21 protein-coding genes are annotated in these 21,304 nt (G+C 67.8%); 14 read left to right on the top strand and 7 right to left on the bottom strand.

Annotation, left to right across the window (positions count from 1 at the left end):
• Positions 1 to 193 precede the first annotated feature (193 nt).
• Positions 194 to 781 carry a hypothetical protein gene (locus tag CKO31_RS00965; protein ID WP_200233126.1) on the bottom strand — a complete coding sequence of 196 codons (588 nt, stop codon included), beginning with the start codon at positions 779 to 781 and terminating at the stop codon, positions 194 to 196.
• A 183-nt stretch (positions 782 to 964) separates the two neighbouring features.
• On the opposite strand from CKO31_RS00965, the gene hemF reads away from it, so the two are divergent.
• Positions 965 to 1,906: an oxygen-dependent coproporphyrinogen oxidase gene (gene hemF, locus CKO31_RS00970; protein WP_200233127.1), complete on the top strand. Its 942-nt coding sequence runs from the start codon at positions 965 to 967 to the stop codon at positions 1,904 to 1,906.
• Positions 1,907 to 2,106: 200 nt separating this feature from the next.
• On the opposite strand, the gene CKO31_RS00975 is transcribed toward hemF, so the two are convergent.
• The gene (locus CKO31_RS00975) at positions 2,107 to 3,156 is read right to left on the bottom strand and encodes an FAD:protein FMN transferase (protein ID WP_200233130.1); all 1,050 of its coding nucleotides are present in this window, start codon (positions 3,154 to 3,156) and stop codon (positions 2,107 to 2,109) included.
• Between the two features lie 339 nt (positions 3,157 to 3,495).
• Between CKO31_RS00975 and CKO31_RS00980 the strand changes: the two genes are divergently transcribed.
• The 3 genes from CKO31_RS00980 (at position 3,496) to CKO31_RS00990 (ending at position 5,634) form a co-directional block, all read left to right on the top strand.
• Complete coding sequence (locus tag CKO31_RS00980) at positions 3,496 to 4,416, top strand: HAD hydrolase family protein (RefSeq protein ID WP_200233131.1); 921 nt, start codon at positions 3,496 to 3,498, stop codon at positions 4,414 to 4,416.
• 208 nt (positions 4,417 to 4,624) lie between these two features.
• Entirely contained in the window at positions 4,625 to 5,050 is a 426-nt protein-coding gene (gene arfB / locus CKO31_RS00985; protein WP_200233132.1) for an alternative ribosome rescue aminoacyl-tRNA hydrolase ArfB, read from the top strand.
• Between the two features lie 113 nt (positions 5,051 to 5,163).
• A complete protein-coding gene (locus CKO31_RS00990) occupies positions 5,164 to 5,634 on the top strand; it encodes a c-type cytochrome (RefSeq protein WP_200233133.1) in 471 nt (156 codons plus the stop codon).
• Here the strand turns inward: CKO31_RS00990 and CKO31_RS00995 are convergent.
• From CKO31_RS00995 to pssA, 4 genes are all read right to left on the bottom strand, one after another.
• A complete protein-coding gene (locus CKO31_RS00995; protein WP_242475038.1) occupies positions 5,555 to 7,921 on the bottom strand; it encodes a multiheme c-type cytochrome in 2,367 nt (788 codons plus the stop codon). The two genes, CKO31_RS00990 and CKO31_RS00995, sit on opposite strands and share 80 nt — an antisense overlap.
• 81 nt (positions 7,922 to 8,002) lie before the next feature.
• The gene (locus tag CKO31_RS01000) at positions 8,003 to 8,662 is read right to left on the bottom strand and encodes a cytochrome b/b6 domain-containing protein (protein ID WP_200233134.1); all 660 of its coding nucleotides are present in this window, start codon (positions 8,660 to 8,662) and stop codon (positions 8,003 to 8,005) included.
• Positions 8,659 to 10,071 carry a cytochrome c3 family protein gene (locus CKO31_RS26635; RefSeq protein WP_242475039.1) on the bottom strand — a complete coding sequence of 471 codons (1,413 nt, stop codon included), beginning with the start codon at positions 10,069 to 10,071 and terminating at the stop codon, positions 8,659 to 8,661. Before CKO31_RS26635 ends, CKO31_RS01000 begins: the two co-directional genes overlap by 4 nt.
• 246 nt (positions 10,072 to 10,317) lie before the next feature.
• The gene (pssA, locus tag CKO31_RS01010) at positions 10,318 to 11,166 is read right to left on the bottom strand and encodes a CDP-diacylglycerol--serine O-phosphatidyltransferase (RefSeq protein ID WP_200233135.1); all 849 of its coding nucleotides are present in this window, start codon (positions 11,164 to 11,166) and stop codon (positions 10,318 to 10,320) included.
• A 295-nt stretch (positions 11,167 to 11,461) separates the two neighbouring features.
• Between pssA and hoxE the strand changes: the two genes are divergently transcribed.
• From hoxE to CKO31_RS01060, 10 genes are all read left to right on the top strand, one after another.
• Positions 11,462 to 11,956, top strand: coding sequence for a bidirectional hydrogenase complex protein HoxE (gene hoxE, locus CKO31_RS01015; protein WP_200233136.1), 495 nt, complete (start codon positions 11,462 to 11,464; stop codon positions 11,954 to 11,956).
• Positions 11,953 to 13,578: an NADH-quinone oxidoreductase subunit NuoF gene (gene nuoF / locus CKO31_RS01020; protein ID WP_200233137.1), complete on the top strand. Its 1,626-nt coding sequence runs from the start codon at positions 11,953 to 11,955 to the stop codon at positions 13,576 to 13,578. Before hoxE ends, nuoF begins: the two co-directional genes overlap by 4 nt.
• A gap of 27 nt (positions 13,579 to 13,605) precedes the next feature.
• The gene (locus CKO31_RS01025) at positions 13,606 to 13,818 is read left to right on the top strand and encodes a type II toxin-antitoxin system HicB family antitoxin (protein ID WP_242475040.1); all 213 of its coding nucleotides are present in this window, start codon (positions 13,606 to 13,608) and stop codon (positions 13,816 to 13,818) included.
• Entirely contained in the window at positions 13,815 to 13,988 is a 174-nt protein-coding gene (locus CKO31_RS27465) for a type II toxin-antitoxin system HicA family toxin (protein WP_200233141.1), read from the top strand. The genes CKO31_RS01025 and CKO31_RS27465 overlap by 4 nt, the downstream gene beginning before the upstream one ends.
• A gap of 54 nt (positions 13,989 to 14,042) precedes the next feature.
• Positions 14,043 to 14,774: a bidirectional hydrogenase complex protein HoxU gene (gene hoxU / locus CKO31_RS01035; RefSeq protein WP_200233148.1), complete on the top strand. Its 732-nt coding sequence runs from the start codon at positions 14,043 to 14,045 to the stop codon at positions 14,772 to 14,774.
• Positions 14,771 to 15,316: an NADH-quinone oxidoreductase subunit B family protein gene (locus CKO31_RS01040; RefSeq protein ID WP_200233150.1), complete on the top strand. Its 546-nt coding sequence runs from the start codon at positions 14,771 to 14,773 to the stop codon at positions 15,314 to 15,316. The genes hoxU and CKO31_RS01040 overlap by 4 nt, the downstream gene beginning before the upstream one ends.
• 5 nt (positions 15,317 to 15,321) lie before the next feature.
• The gene (locus CKO31_RS01045; protein WP_200233152.1) at positions 15,322 to 15,933 is read left to right on the top strand and encodes a hypothetical protein; all 612 of its coding nucleotides are present in this window, start codon (positions 15,322 to 15,324) and stop codon (positions 15,931 to 15,933) included.
• Between the two features lie 43 nt (positions 15,934 to 15,976).
• Entirely contained in the window at positions 15,977 to 17,407 is a 1,431-nt protein-coding gene (locus CKO31_RS01050; protein ID WP_200233154.1) for a Ni/Fe hydrogenase subunit alpha, read from the top strand.
• Positions 17,408 to 17,560: 153 nt separating this feature from the next.
• Complete coding sequence (locus CKO31_RS01055) at positions 17,561 to 18,037, top strand: hydrogenase maturation protease (RefSeq protein ID WP_200233160.1); 477 nt, start codon at positions 17,561 to 17,563, stop codon at positions 18,035 to 18,037.
• A 174-nt stretch (positions 18,038 to 18,211) separates the two neighbouring features.
• Entirely contained in the window at positions 18,212 to 19,330 is a 1,119-nt protein-coding gene (locus tag CKO31_RS01060; protein WP_200233162.1) for an alkene reductase, read from the top strand.
• Positions 19,331 to 19,535: 205 nt separating this feature from the next.
• On the opposite strand, the gene zwf is transcribed toward CKO31_RS01060, so the two are convergent.
• Positions 19,536 to 21,032, bottom strand: coding sequence for a glucose-6-phosphate dehydrogenase (gene zwf / locus CKO31_RS01065; protein ID WP_200233164.1), 1,497 nt, complete (start codon positions 21,030 to 21,032; stop codon positions 19,536 to 19,538).
• Positions 21,033 to 21,304 lie beyond the last annotated feature (272 nt).

Here is a 21,304-nt window from a genome sequence, read left to right on the forward strand (position 1 = left end):
CTCAGGGACACGCTGCACAGTGCCGCGCAGGCGGTGCTGTTCTTCACAGGCCCAGTGGCTCGCATGCCACGCAGGATCGCGGCAGGGATGCCGCTCCCAAGGCCGCGGCACAGACCCTTAGCGTCCTTCTCTATTTCGAACGGCTTTTCGTCGTGGTCATCGTGTCCTTCATGGTGCCATCCTCGTTCTGGGCTCAGTCGCCTGCGCTCGCCGGTGCCCGGGTCAGACCCTCGATGAAGCCGACGAAGGCCGGTCGCTGCGCCGCCACCAGCGCCGCAGGCCCGTGCAGCTGGGGATAGAGCTTGCCCTCGGGCGTCTCGACGATGCCCGCGAGCAGCATCCGGTCCGCCAGCGCATCCCCGGACGGCCCCATGCCGACGCCGCGGGCATAGCTGCCGCGCAGGCTCACCAGAGTCGCCGCGAAGTCGTCGCCCAGCCGAGTGCTCAGCTCGGTGATCTCGGGCTCCACGGACCCGCCGTCGGGGCCCGTGAACTGGGACTGCCAGCGCTCCACGTTCGCCTCCACGCTGCCGCCCTGCGTTGGACCGAAGTAGTAGACGACCATCTCCGCGCCGTCGCCGTCGCCCGCGACGGGCACCGCGAACTGCGCCAGGCGCATGTTGCTCTCGGGCTGCTGGGCCTGCCAATCCGCCGGCACACTCGAGTGCATGCCGAGCAGCTCCACGGGCTGGGTGTCGGTGGTGTCACCGGCAAAGGCCCACGGGGCGAAGACGCCGAGCAGCAGGAAGGCGGCGGTGATGAACAGGCGACGGCGGGGCATGATGCACCTCGGTGGGCAGGCGGCGTGTGAAAAGCCCGAGCCTACAGCAGCCGCAACTCCCTGACGAATGCCGCGGCATCCGCCCCGGCGGGAGCGCCGCAGCCGGCCCGTCCCTCGGCTACCATGCGGCCAAACGCGCAACGCCCCGAGCGGCGCCCACCACACCATCCAGGGGAGCCCAGCATGTCCGACCAGCCCGACACCAACGCCGTGCGCGACTACCTGCTGGACCTGCAGGACCGCATCTGCCGCGACCTCGCCGCCGAGGACGGCGGTGCCGACTTCCGCGAAGACGCCTGGGAGCGCCCCGCCGGCGGCGGCGGGCGCTCGCGGGTCATGGAGGGCGGCGCCGTCTTCGAGAAGGGCGGCATCAACTTCTCCGATGTCCAGGGCGAGAAGCTGCCGCCGTCGGCGAGCGCGTCCCGCCCGGAGCTCGCCGGGCGCGGCTTCCGCGCCATGGGCGTGTCCCTGGTGATGCATCCCTGGAACCCCTTCGTGCCCACCTCGCACATGAACGTGCGCTTCTTCATCGCCGAAAAGTCAGGCGAGCCGCCGGTGTGGTGGTTCGGCGGCGGCTTTGATCTCACGCCCTACTACGGCAACGATGAAGACGTCATCCACTGGCACCGCACCGCCCGCGCCGCCTGCGAGGGCTTCGGCGACCCAGGCGAGACCTCCGCCCAGCTCCACGCCCGGCTCAAGCGCTGGTGCGACGAGTATTTCTATCTCAAGCACCGCCAGGAGCCGCGCGGCGTCGGCGGGCTCTTCTTCGACGATCTCAACGCCTGGCGCTTCGAGAAGTGCTTCGCCTTCATGCGCAGCGTCGCCGACCACTACATCCCCGCCTACCGCCCCATCGTCGCCCGCCGCAAGGGGCTCTACTACGGCGACGAAGAGCGCGACTTCCAGTGCTACCGGCGCGGGCGCTACGTGGAGTTCAACCTGGTCTACGACCGCGGCACCCTCTTCGGTCTGCAATCCGGCGGGCGCACCGAGTCCATCCTCATGTCCCTGCCGCCGCAGGTGAGCTTCCGCTATGACTGGCACCCGGCGCCCGAGAGCCCGGAAGCGGAGCTCTACGACCGCTTCCTGGTGCCCCAGGACTGGCTGGAGGAGGCGCCGTAGGGTAGGCGAAGCGACAGCTTGCGCACCAACCGCGGTAAGCGCCACCGCGGCCCCTACCGATTTCGGTCTCATGCAACGAAGGCAACGGCCAGCAGCGTGTTGTGGGAGCGGCATCCCTGCCGCGATGCGCCGCGCTCGGGCATCGAGTCGCGCCAGGGATGGCGCTCCCACAGCGCCCAGGGCCGGCTGCGGCGGAGCGACTAGCCGCCGGACATCCGCGCGAAGGCGGTGCTCTCGGTGACCCGCAGCTCGTCGCCGAAGCGCTCCACGAACAGGGCGATGAGGCCGCGGTCATTGGCCAGTGCCATGCCCCGCTCCGGGCCCAGCACCAGCAGGGCCGTGGCCCAGGCATCGGCCTCGGCGCAGCGCTCGGCCAGCACGGTCACGGACGCCAGCTGGTGGTCCACCGGCCGGCCCGTGGCCGGGTCGATGGTGTGGGAGTAGCGGCGGCCGTCCAGCTCGAAGAAGTTGCGGTAGTCGCCGGAGGTGGCCATGCCGAGGTCCGTCAGTGCCACCACCCGCAGCACGACCCGGCGCCCGGGTTCCGGGCGCTCGATGGCGATGCGCCAGGGCTCGCCCTCGGCGTTGACGCCGCGCCCGCGCAGCTCGCCGCCGATCTCCACCAGATAGTCCGTGATGCCGGCGTCTTCCAGCAGCGCAGCCATGCGGTCGACGCCATAGCCCTTGGCGATGGCGGACAGATCGACATAGAGATCCGGCTGAGCCTTGCGCAGCGCCGGCGGATCGCTGCGGGTCGCGAGCAAATCCCAGCCGACGCGCGCCAGGGCGGCGTCGATCTCGGCCTGCGCCGGCAGCTGATCCGCCTTCACCTCGGGCCCGAAGCCCCAGAGGTTTACCAGCGGGCCGACGGTGACGTCGAAGCCGCCGTCGGTGAGGGTGCTGACGGCGATTGCCGTGTCCACCAGCCGCACCAGCTCGGCGGAGACCGGGAGCCAGTCCGTGCTCTCCGCGGCATTGAAGCGCGAGAGCTCGGAGCTCGCCCGATAGGTGGACATGCGCTCGTTCACCGCCTCCAGCTCGGCGCTGATGCGCGCATACAGATCCGCCTGGTCCAAGCGCTCCGGCGGATGCGGCACCTGCACGCTCCAGCTGGTGCCCATGGTGGTGCCTACCAGGCTCAGCGTGTGCTCACGTGGCCCGCAGCCGGACAGGGCCAGCAGCGCCAGGGCGGCAAAGGCCCCCAACAGCCGCAGGACCGGCGGGCGCGAGCCGAAGCTCAGGGTAGACATGGGTGGCAGCAGCATGGGCTCAGCAAAAGCAAAATCGGGCGCGCCGGAGGATCAACACCAAAGCGAGGGCCAGCGCAAACCTCCCAAGCTCGCGACGGCTGGACATGGGCGCCGACCTTATCCAAGCTGCACTCCGTTGCACATACCCCCACCCAGCCAAGCCGGCGCCGACGGCAACGCGAGCCGGCTGTGCTCAGCGCCGTTCCCCTTTGTCGTTGTCGTGCTCGTCTGCGCAATGCGACGACGACCACGCCATGGCTTGGGCATCATGCTGGGGCATCTTGCTGGGGCGTCTTGCTGGGGAGCTGGGCGTCCGCGACAACGTGAGGCTGCGCAGAGATGTACAAGCTGGTGGTCTCCGACCTGGACGGCACGCTGCTGCGGCCGGATCACCGCCTCGGCGATTATACGCGGGGCGTGCTGGCGCAGCTGCGTGCCTGCGGGGTCGATCTCGTACTCGCCTCCGGGCGGCACTTCATGGACATCCGCATCCTCGCCGACTCGCTGGCGAGCCATACGCAGGAGCCCGGTGATGCGGTGCGCGACGGCGCCCGTGGGAGCGGCATCCCTGCCGCGACTCGCCCCGCCGCCGCGAGCGCACCAGGCGAGCGTGGCCACCTCGTCAGCTGTAACGGCGCCGCCGTCAACACCGCCGACGGCCGGCTCATGCAGGCCACCCGCCTGCCCGCGGAGTCCCTGGACTTCCTGCTCCGAGACCCGCTATTCCGCAATGTGCAAACCAACGTCTTCCTCACCGACGCCTGGCTGGTGGAGGAGCCGGACCCGAGCCTGCTGCGCTATCACCAGGACTCGGGCTTCCACTACCAAGTGGCGGACTTTGCGGCCTTGGACGGCACCGATGTGCTCAAGGTCATCTACCATGGCGAGCATCGGCATCTGCTGGCGCTGGAAGCGGAGATCCTCGCCCGCCACGACGGCCGACTCGGCACCACCTTCTCGCTGCCGCAGACGCTGGAGGTGATGGCCCATGGCGTGAGCAAAGGGGCGGCGCTGGCGCGCCTGCTCGATGATCTGGCGCTGACGCCGGCCGATGTGGTCTGCTTCGGCGACGGCCTCAACGACCTGGAGATGCTCCAGCTCGTGGCCAATGGCGGCGGCCTGGCGCTGTTGATGGACAACGCCGATCAGCGCGTGCACCAGGCCCTGCCGGATCTGCCCCGTATCGGCAGCCATGCGGACGAGGCGGTGGCAGGATATCTGGCACGGATGCTGGCGCAAGGCGGCTTCGAGCCGGCGTGAGGCCCCCTTGCCGTCGACGGGACGGGACCGGCACCCGACCGCGCGTTCTTGATGCAACGAGCGCCGCACCGCAGCCACCGCAGCGGGCTGTCGCAGCCGCCAGTCGGGGCAGAACGCGCTGCGCCAGACCGGCTCGAGCCGCGGCGCCGGTTTTGTTGCGCCTGCTGCCCGTTGCGGCCGTTGCGCGACCCGAGCCCAAACCACCGACATGACCCTGCAAGTCACTCCCAACATCGCCATCGACGAAGACGAGCTCAGCGAGCGCTTCGTGCGCGCGCCCGGACCCGGCGGCCAGAACGTCAACAAGGTCGAAACCGCCGCACAGTTGCGCTTCGACGTGCGCCATTCGCCGTCGCTGCCGGCGGGCGTACGGGCACGCCTCGAGAAGCTCGCCGGCTCCCGCGTCGACAGCGACGGCGTGCTGACCATCCACGCCCACCGCCACCGCACCCGCGAGCGCAACCGCGCCGACGCCCGCGAGCGCCTGGCGGCGCTCATCGCCAAGGCGAGCCACGTCCCCAAGCCGCGGCGCCCCACCAAGCCCTCCCGTGCCGCCAAGGCCCGCCGGGTGGAGGAGAAGAAGCAGCGCGCCCGAACCAAGCGACTGCGGGGCTCGATCCGCGGCGACGAGTAAGCCGCCCGACGCATCACTCAATCACGGAGCAGCGGCGGCGCCATCCCACTCGGGACGATTATCGGGGCTCGCAGGGCCGAAGGGCCCGCTCCACCCGGGAGGACACACCGACCATGAGCATCCGCCTGGATGTCGCCGCCCTCGTGCTGGCGACCACTTGTTATGCATCGACCACCGAGGCCCTCGCGGGCGAGGATTCGTCACCGGCACTCACCTGGAACTGCGCCGGCTGCCATGGACCCGACGGCGTCAGTGTCGGCTCGGCCATGCCCAGCATCGCCGGTATGGACCCGCGCTATTTCATTCCACTGATGCGCCGCTTCGGCTCCGACGAGCGCTGGTCCACGGTCATGGGTCGCATCGCCAGGGGGTACGACTCGCTGGAGCTGCGGGCCATGGCCTTATACTTCGCCGACGGCGACTGGATACCCGCCGGCGTGAGTGCCGACGCCGATCTGCCGGTGGGAGATGCGGGGGTCCCTCCCCGCAAGGCGCTCGAAAGCGTCAGCGGCGGGCTGAGAGCGCCGCGCCGGCCGCGGGCTCCACGGCGAAGTCCTCGTCGACTTCTTCGGCGATTTCCATAGACGACAGCTCTTCGACCCGCTCCGGCGGATAGCCCAGGGCGGCGAAGTCCATGATGCCGTCGGGGCTGTGGCAGTCCTTGCAGGTGTGGCCCTGGCGCTGGATGCCGTGATTGACCATGAGCGTGCCCATTTGGCGCATCCAGTTGGCCTGCACATTGGGCGTGCTGCCATCGGGCAGGATGGGGAACTTCGTCTTCCAGCCGCCCTCGACGCCGAAGTAGGACATGAACTCGTCCATCATGTAGAGCTTGAAGGGCTCCTGATACATGCGTCGGACGATGGGGTCCTGAATGGCGACCTTCATGGACTCCAGTGGATCACCCTGCTGATAGTAGGTGGCGTAGTCGAAGGGCAGGATCATGGCCCCGAACGGCCCTTGGTTGGTCATGTCCTCGTACATCATGGCGTTGAAGGGCTTGAAAGGATAGATGCGGCTCTCGCCGCTTTCCATGGCCGCCTTCAGGTTCTTCTGGATCATGGCCTTGCGCTTCTCGAGCATCTCCGGCGGGAGCTGCGACAGGGGCTGGGTGGCGGCCTTGACGTATTGCTCCACGTCCAGGTCCGGATAGCTCTGCTTCAGCTCCTCCGCTTTGGCGCGGACGGCTTCGATGATCTCCGGGTCCGTGATCTCGGCCATCTGCTGCATCAGCGGGTTGTAGCTGCCGTCACCCTCGGGGTTGCTGCCGAGCGCATTGGCCAGGAAGGTGCCATTGCCGTTGAACCACAGGTAGATGATGCCCTTGCCCGGCTCGCCGGACTTGTAGACGTCGGTGAACTCCCAGAGGCCCTCGTCCTCGTTCCAGGTGGGGTGCACCCAGTCGCGCAAAACGACGTTGTTGTCCTCCAGCTGCTTGATGTGGCAGGTCTCGCAGGCGATGCGAGCGACGTGGCCATTCAGCAGCGCGCGGTGGTCGGAGGCGTTGTGCGGCGCCTTGCTGTGGCAGCTCTCGCAGGTGACGTCCTTATCCGGCAGGTCGTTGGCCACCAGGTCGACGCCCATACGCCCGCGCGGGATCTTGTGCCCCTCGGGCACATGGCAGTCGGTGCACTGGATGTTGGCCGCGGCGTGGACATCGTGCGCTTCGCTGAAAGGGTTACCGCGCTTGGCGCCGGTGTGCAGGATGCGCTGGTGCTTCTCGCCCAGGTGCTTGGCGGCGACGTTGTGCACATAGGCGTCGCCGCCCATGTTGTGCTGGTGACAGTTGAGGCAGTTCTCCTTGCTGGTCTGGCCGACGGTGATGGCTGCGCGCATGCTGCGGTCTTGGTTCCAGCGCGTACCATGCTTGTCCTCGAGGACATAGCGCTGGTTCATGTCGTACTGATCCGAATGGCAGATGAGGCAGTCGATGCCCTGCTTCGCCGTCTGCGGCACGTCTCCCACCGGCATCATCTTCTCGGTGGCCGGATGGTAATTGCCGCCAATGTGGCACTGCCCGCAGCCCTCGCTGCGCAGGACCGTCTGGCCGTGTGCGCCTGCACCAGGCTCGGCCGCGCCGGAGTGGGGCTCGGACACGGCATCGGCGGGGCCATCGGACTCGCCGTAGGCGATCTGCGTCACGCCGGGCTCGCCCGCATCGGCGCCGTCCACAGGGGAGTGGGCCGGCTCGGTGGCCGGCTCGCTGTGGGGTTGCGTCTCCACCAGCGCGGCCCAGCCCGTCCAGGAGAAGCTGCCGGGAATGCCGCAGGCGCGGTTGATCTTGCCGACGGGGATCTGTCGGTTTTCCGGCGCGTTCACCAGGCGGCCGTCGTAGCCGTAGGTGGAGAAGCCGCCGGCGGCCGCGCTCTGGAACTTGAAATGCACCGAGTTGACGATATCGCCCAGGGTGTCGACCGTCTCCAGGCTGCCGTCGCCGTGCTGCACCTGCATGGTCTCGTGGCACTCCAGGCAGGTGGCCGGGCCCTGGTAGGTGCGCATGCCGGCGTCACGGAAGTACTTGATGTGGCTGTAGTCCGTGTCCTCCATGAAGGAGGGCGTCTGCATCAGCATCTCGACCTTCAGCTCGCGCGCGAAGGGATCCCCGTCCATGGCGACGATGGCCTCGGCGCGCTCGCGCCGGGCTGCTTCGGTGAGGTCCAGCGCCAGCTGCTCGAATTCGGCATCCGACAGGGTCTCGCTGTTCGGATAGGTGAGCGGTGCGTTGGTGACGCCGGTGTAGGCATCGAAGGCGATGGGGTATACCACCTTGTAGAGGAGATAGCCCGCGGCGAGCACGGCGATGCCGATCAGCGCCCAGCGGCCGGCCCGCGGCGGTTTGGCGTTGGCATTGGCTTGTGCAGAGGTGTTCATGGTCTGGAAGTCCGTATACGGCTCGGCTGTCTCGAAGGTTGACCTGATTGTACGACGCAGTCGTCGGCGCCCGGCGGCGATTTACTGCGTCTCGGCGGCGGCGCCGTCCCTCGCGCCTCGCCCCTCGTCACTCGCACCTTCCCGATGCCAGCCGCTGATCATGGCCTTGAGGTTCGTGGTGGGGGTCTCGCCGGTGGTGATGATGTACACGTGCACCACCAGGAACAGCAGCATCATCCAAGCCAGCAGCAGGTGCGCCATGGCCACCACCCAGATGCTGCCGAAGCCGAAGATCGTCTCCGGCAGCTCCGCCGAGAACAGGAAGGCCCAGCCGCTGATAATCAGCAGCGGCATCAGGCCGTACATGACACCGACGTAGCTCAGGGTCTGGAGCGCATTCAGCTTGTGCTCGGCGCTGACGTGAAATGGGTGGGGCTCGTTCACGAAGATGCCGTAGACGTAGTAGCGCACCTGGCGGTAGAGATCCGTGGGCAGGGTGCGCAGGTTGATCAGGTAGTGCTTGCCGTTGCCGCCCACCAGGTTGCCGATCAGAAACAGCACCCAGGAGACGGTCAGCAGGATGCCGCTGGTGTTGTGCACCGGCACGGCAACGTCGAAGGGGATCAGCCAGCCGAGGGCAAAATGCATGCTGATCCCTGTAATCAAAGACACCGTGAACAGCAGGGCGTTCAGCCAGTGCCAGAGCCTGAGCCAGACGGGATACAGATAAATTGCGCTCATTGGGCCTCCCCCTTGGCCGTGTGGGCCCGCTTGTGTGCCAAATACCGACCGTAGCCATGGGCGGCGATGCCGATGACCATCAGCCCGACGATGGCGAGCCCGATCAGGTCGATCAGCGGGCTGCGGCTCATGCCGATGATATAGGCATCGTTGTAAATGGCGTGGGAGAAGAAGCCCGCCTGCTCACGCTCTTGCTCGGCGCGGTGCACATAGAGCTGGGCGAGCAGCTGGCCGCCCTGACTGTGGCATTCGACGCAGTTCTGATTGCTGTCCTCGGCGCCCAGCAGCTCGTGCGAAGGGGCGTAGAGGTCGCGGCCTTCCACCGGCGTGTGGCAGTCGATGCAGCGCACCGAGGCCCAGTGCCGCCGCGGCTGCGGCAGCCAATCGTGCCCCTTGGGCACCGGCGAGCGCAGCTCCGTGTGGCAGTCTAGGCACAGATTGTTGTTGGCGGCGACCACCTGCGGCACCGGCGTGTCGTTGGGCACCGGGCGGAACTCGTGCGGGTTGTGGCATGAAAAGCAGCTGAAGGGCTCCTCCTCCTGCTTGGCATGCACGCTGTCGTGGTACTGGATGTCGAAGCCGTCGAGCTTGGGCGGCTGGTGCGCCTCGTCGTCCTGGCGCTCCGCATGGCATTCCACGCATTGCAGGCCTTCGTCGGCGCTGCTGGTGCGGTGCGGATAGTGCTTGTAGCCACGGTCGTGGCAGTCGCGACAGGCGAGCTCGTTGTGCACCGAGTGCTTGTAAGCCTCGCGGTCGATGGAAAGATCGACGATCTCCCGGGTCTCGCGGTCCCGATAGGCCATGGTCTCCATCCAATGGCAGCGCATGCACTCCGGGCTGTCGCCGCTGCTAATGCCGCCCGCCTGCCCGGACTCACCACCGGCTTCGGCACCCGCGCGCGCCATCCCGGCGCCCGACGCGCCGCTAACGTCCGGATAGGCGGATTCGGCAGGCTCGGGGGCCACCGCCGGCGCTGCCGGCGGCTCGGGCGCTGCCGGCGGCTCGGCGACCGTGATGGCCGCCCCGGCATCGTCTGCGGCAGCGATGGCCCGTGCACCTGCGCCAGCCCCTGTCGGCATGCCCGCCTGCGGCGCCTGAGCGGACACCGGTGCCACCTCGGCCGGCATGCCGGCGCTCGGTTGTTGCGCGGCTTGCGGCGGCTGGGGCTGGGGCCGGGGCTGAGCGGGTAGCGGAGCTGCCGCCGGATATTGAGGCCCCACCATGGGCGCAAAGCCGGGAGGGGGCGGCGGGTAGCCGCCGGGCGCGGGCACCCAACGGGGTGGGTAGATCTCGCCGCCATCGTCAGCGTGGACGGCGCCTGGCACTGCCGAGGAGAACAGCAGCGACAGCAGCATGGCCAGCGACCACGGGGCCGCCTGGCTGCGCAGGTGATTCAGGATGCCACTCATCTAGGCCTACTCGTGCTCATTCACGGAATCGGGACCGGGATCGCCCGGCGGAGGTTCACGCTACCGGCCGACATCGGCACGGATAATGATCTGACGCAAAAAGCAGGCCCGCGAAGCCCAGACGGAGCCTCGGCGAGACAGCGCCCAACGTCGGTATTGATCCGGGACAGGTGCGCATGCGCCAGCGGTGGAGCGCCAACGGTGGAGCTCAGGGCCCGCCCGGACCGTGCTTCTGGCGCGCAGAGGTCAGGACCGCCCGGGCGCCGGCTCACGCCGGCGCCGGCCGCGGCGGCGACGGCGCTGCACCAGGGTCAGCACCGGCCCGGACAAGGCATAGGCCAGAAACAGCAGGAAAAGCACGATAGGCGGGTCCAGCACCACCAGCGCAAAGCCCAGCATCACCACCACCATCACCATGAACGGCACCTGCCCGTTCAGGTCCAGCAGCTTGAAGCTCTGATAGCGAAAATTGCTGACCATGAGCAACCCCGCGCCCGCCGTGAACAGCGCCACCAGCAGCGAGACGCTGGCGCCGGCGATGCCGTTGTCCACGCCGATCCACACCGAGGCCGCGATGATGGCCGCCGCCGCCGGGCTCGGCAAACCCTGGAAGTAGCGCTTGTCGGCGATGCCGATCTGGGTGTTGAAGCGCGCGAGCCGCAGCGCCGCACCGGCCGTGTAGACGAAGGCCGCCAGCCAGCCGAGCTTGCCGAGCCCGCCGAGTGCCCACTCGTAGGCCACCAGCGCTGGTGCGACGCCGAAGGCGACCATGTCCGAGAGGCTGTCGAACTCCGCGCCGAAGTCGGTCTGGGTGTTGGTCATGCGGGCGATGCGCCCGTCGAAGCCGTCCAGCAGCATGGCCGCGAAGATGGCCAGCGCTGCCGCTTCGTAGCGTCCGGCGTTGGCCGAGAGCACGGCGTAGAAGCCGGCGAAGAGCGCGGCGGTGGTAAAGAGGTTCGGCAGCAGGTAAATGCCGCGCCGGCGGCGCCGCGAGCGCCCGCTTGGGGCCTGGCCTGGACCGGCGGCGGGCGCCGGCACAGGCTCGGGCTCGGACTCGGGCCCGTGCTGGTGCGGGTTGTAGGGGGGCTCTGGCATCTGCGCTGGCAGGTCGCTCGGGTGGCTGGCGGGGGTTGGGCGCCGACATCCTGGCATGCCGATCTGCGCGGGACGCAGGCTGCGGCCAGGCGCTAGGGAGTATAGCCAGGACGCAACGCCTCTCACCACCGCACGCAAGCGGTGCATCGGTCCCGCAGCGCCCCGGATTGCGCACCGTTGGTGGTCATCGAATCTTTATTTTGACAATGCCGCGCAGCGCGTTTTAATGACTCGTGCGCAACGCCCCCGGAGACCCGCCGGAGGCGGCGTTCCGGCAGCCACCATGGAGCCTCTCATGCAGCGACCCCGACCGGACCTGCCCAGCAACGACAAGCGCTGGAAGCTGGTCAACGCCACCATGCGCCGCAACGGCTACGCCGGGCACGCGCTCATCGAGGCCCTGCACGCGGTGCAGGACGCCTTCGGCTTTCTGGATGAAGAGGCCATGACCTTTGTGGCGGATTCCCTGGACCTGCCACTCAGCAAGGTCTACGGCGTCGCCACCTTCTACCATCTGTTCATGCTCAAGCCCCAGGGCCGCCACGCCTGCGTGGTGTGCACGGGCACGGCCTGCTACATCAAGGGCGCGGGCGCCCTCATCGAGGGCATCGAAGAGCGCTTCGGCGCCGCCCCCGGCGAGACCACCGAGGACAAGGCCCTGTCCGTGCTCACGGCGCGCTGCGTCGGCGCCTGCGGCCTGGCACCGGCCGTGGTGGTGGACGGCAAGGTCATCGGCAAGCTCGGGCCCGAGGCCTTCTGCGACCGGCTCGCCCAGGAGATCGCGGAATGAATATCGACGACCTCGAAGATCTCGCGGCTAAATACCGCACCGAGCAGGGCGATGCCGACCTGGAGGTACGGGTCTGCGTCGCCACCGCCTGCCACTCCTCCGGCGCCCCCGACGTTGTCGATGCGCTCAACGCCGCCGCCGAAGAGCCGGCCGCGGACGGCGAGCACAGCTGCAGGGTCAAGGGCGTCGGCTGCATGGGGCTGTGCTCGGTGGGGCCCATGGTGGCGGTGGCGGAGCCGGGCGCGGACCTGCGCGAGTCAACGCTATACCGGGAAGTGGCGCCAGACGATGCCGCCGAGATCATGCAGCATGCGCGCAAGCCGGGCGCCGGCCCGGTGGCGCGGCTGCACTGCCCGAGCGACCAGCCTTTCTTTGCGCGCCAGCGGTGGGTCGTGCGCGAGAACTCCGGCATCGTCGACCCGGACAGCTTCAAGGGCTATGTCGCCGTCGGCGGCTATGCGGCCATGGTGCAGGCACTGACCGAGATGACCCCGCAGGAGGTCATCAACGAGGTCACCACCAGCGGGCTGCGCGGACGCGGCGGCGGCGGTTATCCCACCGGCCTCAAGTGGTCCACGGTGGCGAAGATGCCCGAGGGGCAGAAATACGTCATCTGCAACGCCGACGAGGGCGACCCCGGCGCCTTCATGGACCGAGCGGTGCTGGAATCCGACCCGCACCGGCTGCTGGAGGGCATGGCCATCGCCGCCTACGCCGTCGGCGCCAACAAGGGCTACATCTACATCCGCGCCGAATACCCGCTCGCCGTGGAGCGGCTCAAGACCGCCATCCGCAAGGCCAAGCGCCAGGGCTTCCTCGGCAACCACATCTGCGAGACCCAGTTCAACTTCGACGTGGAGATTCGCCTCGGCGCCGGCGCCTTCGTCTGTGGCGAAGAAACAGCGCTGATGGCATCGGTAGAAGGCGGTCGCGGCCACCCGCGCCCGCGCCCGCCCTACCCTGCGGAGTACGGACTCTGGGGCCACCCGACGCTCATCAACAACGTCGAGACCTACGCCAACATCGCGCCCATCATCAGCAACGGCGGCGACTGGTTCGCCGGCATCGGCACAGACAAATCCAAGGGCACCAAGGTCTTCGCGCTGGCCGGCAACATCGTCAACGGCGGACTCATCGAAGTCGACATGGGCATGACGCTGCGGGAGATCATCTTCGACATCGGCGGCGGCATCCCCGACGGCAAGGCCTTCAAGGCGGTGCAGACCGGTGGCCCCTCCGGCGGCTGCGTGCCGGAGGCGCACCTCGACATGCCGGTGGACTACGACAGCCTGAAGACGCTCGGCACCATGATGGGCTCCGGCGGCATGATCGTCATGGACGACACGGCCAACATGGTCGACGTGGCCCGCTTCTTCATGGAGTTCTGCATGGACGAGTCCTGCGGCAAGTGCGTCCCCTGCCGCGCCGGCACCCAGCAGATGCACGGACTCTTGGACCGCATCGCCAAGGCCGAGGCCACCCGCGCCGACCTGGAGCTGCTGGAGGAGCTGTGCGAAGTGGTGCAGGCCACCAGCCTCTGCGGCCTAGGGCAGACGGCGCCGAATCCGGTCATGTCAACGCTGCGGTATTTCCGGCATGAGTACGAGGAAAAGCTGGGTTGAAGCCAATGTTCACCCGGCACGAGTGACATGACCGAGGACATCGAGCACATGAAGAAGCTGAGATTCGTGTACTGGCAGGACGACGCTTTCTGGCTTGGATATCTGGAGGAGTTTCCGGATTACATGACGCAAGGCGAGTCACTGGATGAGCTCGAGGAGAATCTGCGGGACATCTACAAGGAGCTGACTTCAGACACGCTGCCCTTGGTCAGACGCGTCGGCGAGCTGGACGTGGTGTGAAGCGGAGGGATTTGATTAAACGGCTGGAATCCATGGGCTGTGTCCTGATCCGTCATGGTGGGCGGCACGACTGGTATCACAACCCGGAGACCAAAGAATCACAGCCGGTTCCAAGGCATCGCGAAATCCGAGAGACACTGGCGAAGCAGATCATCAAGAAGCTCAGCTAACCGCGCTCCGTCATCACCAAGCCACCCAGCCAAAGCCCCGGACGAGGACACCCCATGCCCATCCGCGCCCAGCAACCCAACGTCAGTGTCGTCACGCTGAACATCGACGGCCAGGATCTCTCGGCCCGAGCAGACGAGACCATTATCGAGGTGTGCCGGGAGAACAAGATCCCCATCCCGAGCCTGTGCTGGATGGACGGCCTGTCCGTGGTCGGCGCCTGCCGCCTGTGCGTCGTGGAGGTGGACGGCGGTCCGCGGCTCCAGGCCGCCTGCGCCACCCGGGTGCGCGAGGGCATGTCGGTGCAGACCAACACCGACAAGCTCCAGCGCTACCGCCGCACGCTGGTGGAGCTGCTGTTCGCCGAGCGCAACCACGTCTGCGCCGTCTGCGTGTCCAACGGCCACTGCGAGCTGCAATGGCTGGCACAGAAATGCGGCGTGGACCACGTGCGCATGCCCTACAGGAACACCGGCTACAGGGTGGACTCCAGCCACGAGATGTTCCGGGTGGATCACAACCGCTGCGTGCTCTGCACCCGCTGCGTGCGAGTCTGCGACGAGATCGAGGGCGCCCATACCTGGGACGTCATGGGCCGCGGCAGCGGCTGCCAGGTGGTGACGGACCTGGCCAAGCCCTGGGGCGAGAGCGACAGCTGCACCAGCTGCGGCAAATGCGTGCAGGTCTGCCCCACCGGCGCCCTGGTGAAGCAGGGCACTTCCGTCGGCGAGATGGTCAAAGACCAGCAGTTCCTGTCCATCCTGGCGCGGCGGAGAAGCAACCGATGAGCAGCAGCAGTCAAAAGGTCACGGTCGCCACCACCTGGCTCGACGGCTGCTCCGGCTGCCACATGTCCTTTCTGGACATGGACGAGCGGCTGGTGGACCTGGCCGAGCAGATCGACATCGTCTACAGCCCCTTCGTCGATGCCAAAGAGCTGCCGCCGCAGGTGGATTTAGGGATTCTGGAGGGCTCCATCAGCAACGACGAGGACCTGCACAAGGCCCGCGAATTCCGCGCCCACTGCAAGGTGCTGCTGAGCCTCGGCGACTGCGCCGTCAACGGCAATGTCCCGGCCATGCGCAACCCCTTCAAGCTGGACGACGTCATCGAGCGCAGCTACCGAGAGAACGTCGACCTAAACCCGCAAATCCCCACCGAGGGCGTACCGCAGTTGCTATCCACCGTGCGCCCGGTGCATGGCGTGGTATCGGTGGATATCTTCGTGCCCGGCTGCCCGCCGCAGGCGGATGCCATCCACTATGTCCTCACAGAGCTCATCGCCGGGCGCACGCCGGACCCGAGCCAAGTGACGCGGTTCGGGGCATGACGGGCATGCGGATCGTGGGAGCGGCGTCCCCGCCGCGACGGGCCAAGCCCGGCGACGCGCAGGGCCAAGGGCGGGTCGATCCTCGCAACGGCAGAGGGTGCAACAGGCCCAAGGCGCGGCACGCACTGACCGCTGCCCTGCTGGCACTCGCCTGGGTGCTCGCCAGCGTGCCGGCGGCGGCGCAGCAGACGGCGGCGGAGCGCATCGAGCTGCTGGAGGCCAAGCTGCGGGCGCTCACGGCGCGCGTCACCGCGCTCGAGGCGAGCCAGGGCAATGCCGTGGCGCCGGAGCCCGGCGGCATCGCCTGGGTCCTCGGCGAAGACCTGCGGGGGCGGCCCTTCCGCATCGCCCACAAGGCACTGGACCTGGATGACGGGCGCGTGGAGCTGCTGTTGCAGATCACCGAGCCGGTGCCGGGCGCGGAGCGCTGGATTGCCGGCGGCCCCGCGCCCATCCGTCTCACGCTGCGCACCCCGGACGGCAGCGAGCGGCGCTTCTACATGACGCTGCTGCGCGGTGCGTCGCTCGAGCCGGGCGGGCACCTGCACCTGCTCGCCGAGCTGGACCCCGCGCTGGCCGCAGGGGCGAGCCAGATCGTCGTCGAGCACGCGGACTGAGCCCCGCTGGCATCGATTCACAACCGCCAAAGGCCGAATCACCATGAGCCGCACCATCAGCATCGAACCGGTGACCCGCATCGAGGGCCATGCCCGCATCTCGCTGCAGCTCGCCGATACCGGCGAGGTGGAAGACGCCAAGTTCCACCTGACCCAGTTCCGCGGCTTCGAGAAGTTCTGCGAGGGCCGCCCCTACCGCGAGATGCCCTCGCTCACGGCACGCACCTGTGGCATCTGCCCGGTGAGCCACCTGCTGGCCTCCAACAAGGCCTGCGATGATCTGCTTGCGGTGACCATTCCGCCGACGGCCGAGAAGCTCCGGCGGGTGATGAACCTGGCGCAGCTGCTGCAAAGCCATGCGCTCAGCTTCTTCCATCTCAGCTCGCCGGACCTGCTGCTGGGCTGGGACTCCGACCCCAAGGACCGGAACATCTTCGGCGTTATGCGCGCCGACCCGCAGCTGGCCAAGAACGGCATCCGCCTGCGGCAGGTGGGCCAGAGCATCATCGAGACCCTGGGCGGCAAGAAGATCCATCCCACCTGGGTGGTACCCGGCGGCGTCAACGAGGCGCTGACGGTGGAGAAGCGCGACGCCATGCTGGCAATGCTGCCGGAGGCCCTCACCATCGCCAAGGACACCTACGCCTTCTTCAAGACCCTGGTGCCCCAGTTCCAGGACGAGGCGAGCCACTTCGGCACCATGAAGACCATGTTCCTGAGCCTGGTCTCGCCGGAGGGTGACCTGGAGCACTACGACGGCTTCCTGCGCCTCAAGGATGCCACCGGCCGCATCGTCGAGGACAAAGTGCCGCCGCGGGAGTACCCGCGCCTCATCGGCGAGGCCGTCGAGGACTTCAGCTACATGAAGTTCCCGTACTACAAGCCGCTCGGCTATCCCAAGGGCATCTACCGCGTCGGCCCCCTGGCCCGGCTCAACAACGCCGACGCCTGCGGCACCCCCTTCGCCGACGTGGCGCTGGCGGAGTTCCGCACCCTTCAGGACGACGCCGGCCCCATCACCTCCAGCTTCCACTACCACTACGCGCGGCTGGTGGAGGTCATCTACGCCATCGAGAGCATGCAGCGCCTGCTGAAGGACCCGGCGATTCTCGACAGCCGCGTGCGCGCCCGCGCCCGCGGCAACAAGAGCGAGGGCCTCGGCGTCGCCGAAGCCCCGCGCGGCACCCTGATGCACCACTACAAGATCGACGACGAGGGCCTCATCACCTGGGCGGACCTCATCATCGCCACCGGCCACAACAACCTGGCCATGAATCGCAGCATCAAGGAAGTCGCGGATGCCTACGTGGACGGCACCGAGGTGAAAGAGGGCATGCTGAACCGCGTCGAGGCCGTCATCCGCTGCTTCGACCCCTGCCTGTCCTGCGCCTCCCACGCCTTCGGGCAGATGCCCATGGTCATCGACATCCACAACGCCGCCGGCGAGGTGGTGCGGCGCATCAGTCGTGATTGACGCAAAGAGTACGGAGTACGAGGTACGAAGTACGGGGCCGCCTGCTGGGCCGGGCACTCCGTCGTTCACGCTTTCCCGCCGGTGAGGCAGGGCTGGCGGCGAGACGGCGCCGGCTCTTCCATCGTACTCCGCACTCCGCACTCCGCACTTCCCATGCACACCCTCATCGTCGGCTACGGCAGCCCCATCCGCGGGGACGACGCCGTCGGTCCGCTGCTGGCGGAGCGCATCGCCGAACAGGCCGCCCTTGGCGATTGGCCGGCGGGCACCGAGGTCCAGGCGCGGCACATCCTCACCGCCGAGATCGTCGCCGATCTGCACACCGCCGACCGGGTGATCTTCATCGACGCCGCCGCCGATACCGCGGCCGGCGAGGTGCGCAGGCTGCGCCTGCGTCCGGACCCCACCGCCCTGTCAACCATGGCCCATTTCCACGACCCGCGCGAGCTCCTCGCCTGGTGCGAGAGCCTCTACGCCAGCGTGCCCGACGCCTGGCTCGTCTCGGTTGGCGGCGCTGCTTGGGACTATGGCCACTTCGACCTCAGCCCCCCGGTGCTGGCGGCGCTCCCGGCGGCCGTTTGCGCCGTGCACGAGCTCTGCACCCCCGCGCCCGCCGCAACCCCCAGCTAACCCCGCACACGTCCCCAGGCCAGTCGCAGGAATTCAGTATACCGTCCCCATTTCAAAAAACGGGGACGGTATACCGAATAGACCGCAAGGCTGTTGTGACCGCGCCGCAACGGCGAATCTGCGATCATGAGGGTTTGCTTATCGAGCTCAGATCAGTCTTCGGGAGTCACCCCCATGACCGCGACCCAAGCCACCGATGATCCGCTGTTCACGCCGCTTCAGGCCGGCGAGCTGCGTCTGCCGAACCGCATCGTCCTCGGGCCGCTGACCCGCTCGCGGGCTCAGCAGCCGGGTAATGTGCCCGGGCCCATGAATGCCGAATACTATGCCCAGCGCGCCGGCGCCGGACTCATCGTCTCCGAGGCGACCAACATCTCCCAGGTGGGCATGGGCTATGCGCTCACCCCCGGCATCTTCACCGACGAGCAGGTTGCCGGCTGGCGGCTGGTGACCGACGCCGTGCACGCCGCCGGCGGGCAGATGGTGCTGCAGCTGTGGCACTGCGGGCGCATGTCCCATGAGGCGCTGCATCCGGGCATCCCGCCCATGGCGCCGTCCGCCGTGCATTGCGACGCCTGCCAGGTGTTCTACGTGGACGACGAAGGCAAGGGCGGGCTCAGGCCCGTCTCGCCGCCCAAGGCCATGACCAAGACCGACATCGACGCCACCATCCAGGACTATGTCACCGCCACCCGCAATGCCCTGGCCGCGGGCTTCGACGGGGTGGAGGTGCACAGCGCCAACGGCTACCTGCTGCACGAATTCCTCGCCAGCAACACCAACCAGCGCACGGATGAATACGGCGGCAGTATCCAGAACCGGGCACGGATGCTGTTCGAGGTCATGGACGCGGTGCTGGGCGAGCTGCCCGCCGGGCGCGTGGGCGTACGTGTCTCGCCCTTGTTCAAGCTGAACGGCATCGACGACGCCGACCCCGCGGAGACCTTCGGCTACGCCTCAGAGCACCTCGGCAAGCGCGGCATTGCCTATCTGCATGTGGCCGACACCGACGTCATGCGCGGCGCCGAGCCCAAGATGGAGCAAATCCTGCCCTTTACCCGCGGCAAGTTCGACGGCGTGGTCATGCTAAACGGCGCCTACACGCCCGAGCGCGCCCGCCAGGCCATCGAGGATGGCGACGGCGACTGCATCGCCTTCGGCCGGCTCTTCCTGGCCAACCCGGACCTGCCCGAGCGCATCCGCCGCGGCGGCCCCTACAACGAGCCCAACCCCGCCACCTTCTACGGCGGCGGCGCCGAGGGCTACACCGACTATCCCACCCTCGAGGACTAACGCCACAGCAAAAACGGGGACGGTATATTCAATTCGAATATCTCAGCGCCAGTCCCTGATCCGGTGTGGGTGCGCCGACGTCTAGTCGGCGCGTCCCCGCCCCTGCGCCTCAGGCTCTCGACGCGGGCAGCCGGCTTCCCACGGGACTCCTGCACCTCGGCGCGCCCGCACCGCTTACTCCACACAGCCGGCACCGGCCCAGCGGTCACTCCTCGAGCCCGTTGCGCCAATTCTGATCATCCTTGTCGAACAGCCGGGTGGCCTCTGTCGGTCCCCAGCTGCCGGCCTCGTAGGTGTGGATGTACTCCCGCTCGGTGGCCCAGAGCTTGAGCACCGGGTCCACCACCCGCCAGGCGTGCTCCACCTCATCAGAGCGCAGGAAGAGAGCATGATCACCGGAGAGCACGTCTAGGATCAGCGCCTCGTAGGCGTCGATTTGGTCGCGGCCGATGGAGCAGGTACTCGCATCCAACCGCTCGGTCTGCGTGCGCATGGTGAGCCCCGGCTGCTTCACCAGCAGCTCGAAGCGCATGCACTCGTTGGGCGAGATATTGAGCAGTAGCCAGTTCGGCTTCAGCTGCTCAATGGGTGTGTCGCTGAAGAGCTGCTGCGGCGGGTGGCGGAAGCGGATCGCGATGAGCGAGTGCGACGCCCCCAGCCGTTTGCCAGTGCGCAGATAAAAGGGCACGCCGCGCCAGCGCCAGTTGTCGATGTAGAGCTTCAGCGCGGCGTAGGTTTCGGTGGTGCTGCCCGGATCGACACCCTCCTCTTCCAGATAGCCGGGGACGCGATCACCGTTGCTCTCACCGGCCCGATACTGGGCGCGGAAGGCATGCGCATGCACCGCCTGGCGCGGAATGGGCCTAATCGAGCGCAGCACCTTGACCTTCTCGTCGCGCAGGGCCTCGGCATCCATGCTCGGCGGTGGCTCCATGGCCACCAGGGTCAGCATCTGCAGCAGATGGCTTTGGATCATGTCCCGCATGGCGCCGACGCCGTCGTAGAAGCCCGTGCGGCTGCCGATACCCTTGTCCTCGGCATGCGTAATCTGCACGTGGTCGATGTAGTTGCGGTTCCACAAGGGCTCGAGCAGCAGGTTGGCGAAGCGGAACACCAGGACGTTCTGCACCGTGCTCTTGCCCAGGTAGTGGTCGATCCGATAGAGCTGCCCCTCGGCGAAGTGGCGCCGCAGCTGCTCGTCCAGGATCTCCGCGCTCTCCAGGTCATAGCCGAACGGCTTCTCCACCACCAGCCGTGCCGAGCCATGCTCCGGGCGGTTGAGACCACGGGCGGCGAGGCGCTCGGCCACCTCGCCGTAATACGCCGGGGCGATGGCTAGGTAGAACACCAGATTCGGCGGAAAGGCCTCGCCGTCGCCGTCGTCTCGGGGTGTCGCGGACAGGCGCTGGGCCAGCGCCTCGAAACCGGCGTCGTCCTGGAGGTCGCCCTGCACAAAGTGCAGCCGCGCCAGCAGGCGCTCCAGCACCTCGCCTTCCAGGCGCTCGCGCAGCTGCTCGGCGAGGATCTCGCGGACCTCGCCACGCCAATGCTCGTCCGACCAGTCGCGGCGCCCGAAGCCGATCACCCGCATTGCCGGGGCCAGATGCCCGCCACGCTCCAGGTGGTACAGGGCGGGTAACAACTTTATTTGTGAGAGATTCCCAGTGGCGCCGAAGATCACCAATGTGCAGGATGCGTACATAAATGGCTCCTGAGATTCAATGCGCGTCGTGCATTGCTTGAACTTTGTGCTAGCTTCATTGAACAAAACCTAGCCGTCGCCCGAGCTTGGCCGGTGCACGGCTGATCGGAAGCGCGCACGGCTCAGCGCCAGCGGCCCGCCGCTCGCTGTGCCAGGGCATCGGCCCGAGCGCCCCGAGAGACCCGAGCACAGCAGCGTGCCGGACGTCTCCGCCGCCAAAGCTCGGCCCCAGCACTGGGACCCAGCATTGGGCCCCAGTATGGGCTCCAGCG

Source organism: Thiohalocapsa halophila, assembly GCF_016583825.1.
Classification (GTDB): domain Bacteria; phylum Pseudomonadota; class Gammaproteobacteria; order Chromatiales; family Chromatiaceae; genus Thiohalocapsa; species Thiohalocapsa halophila.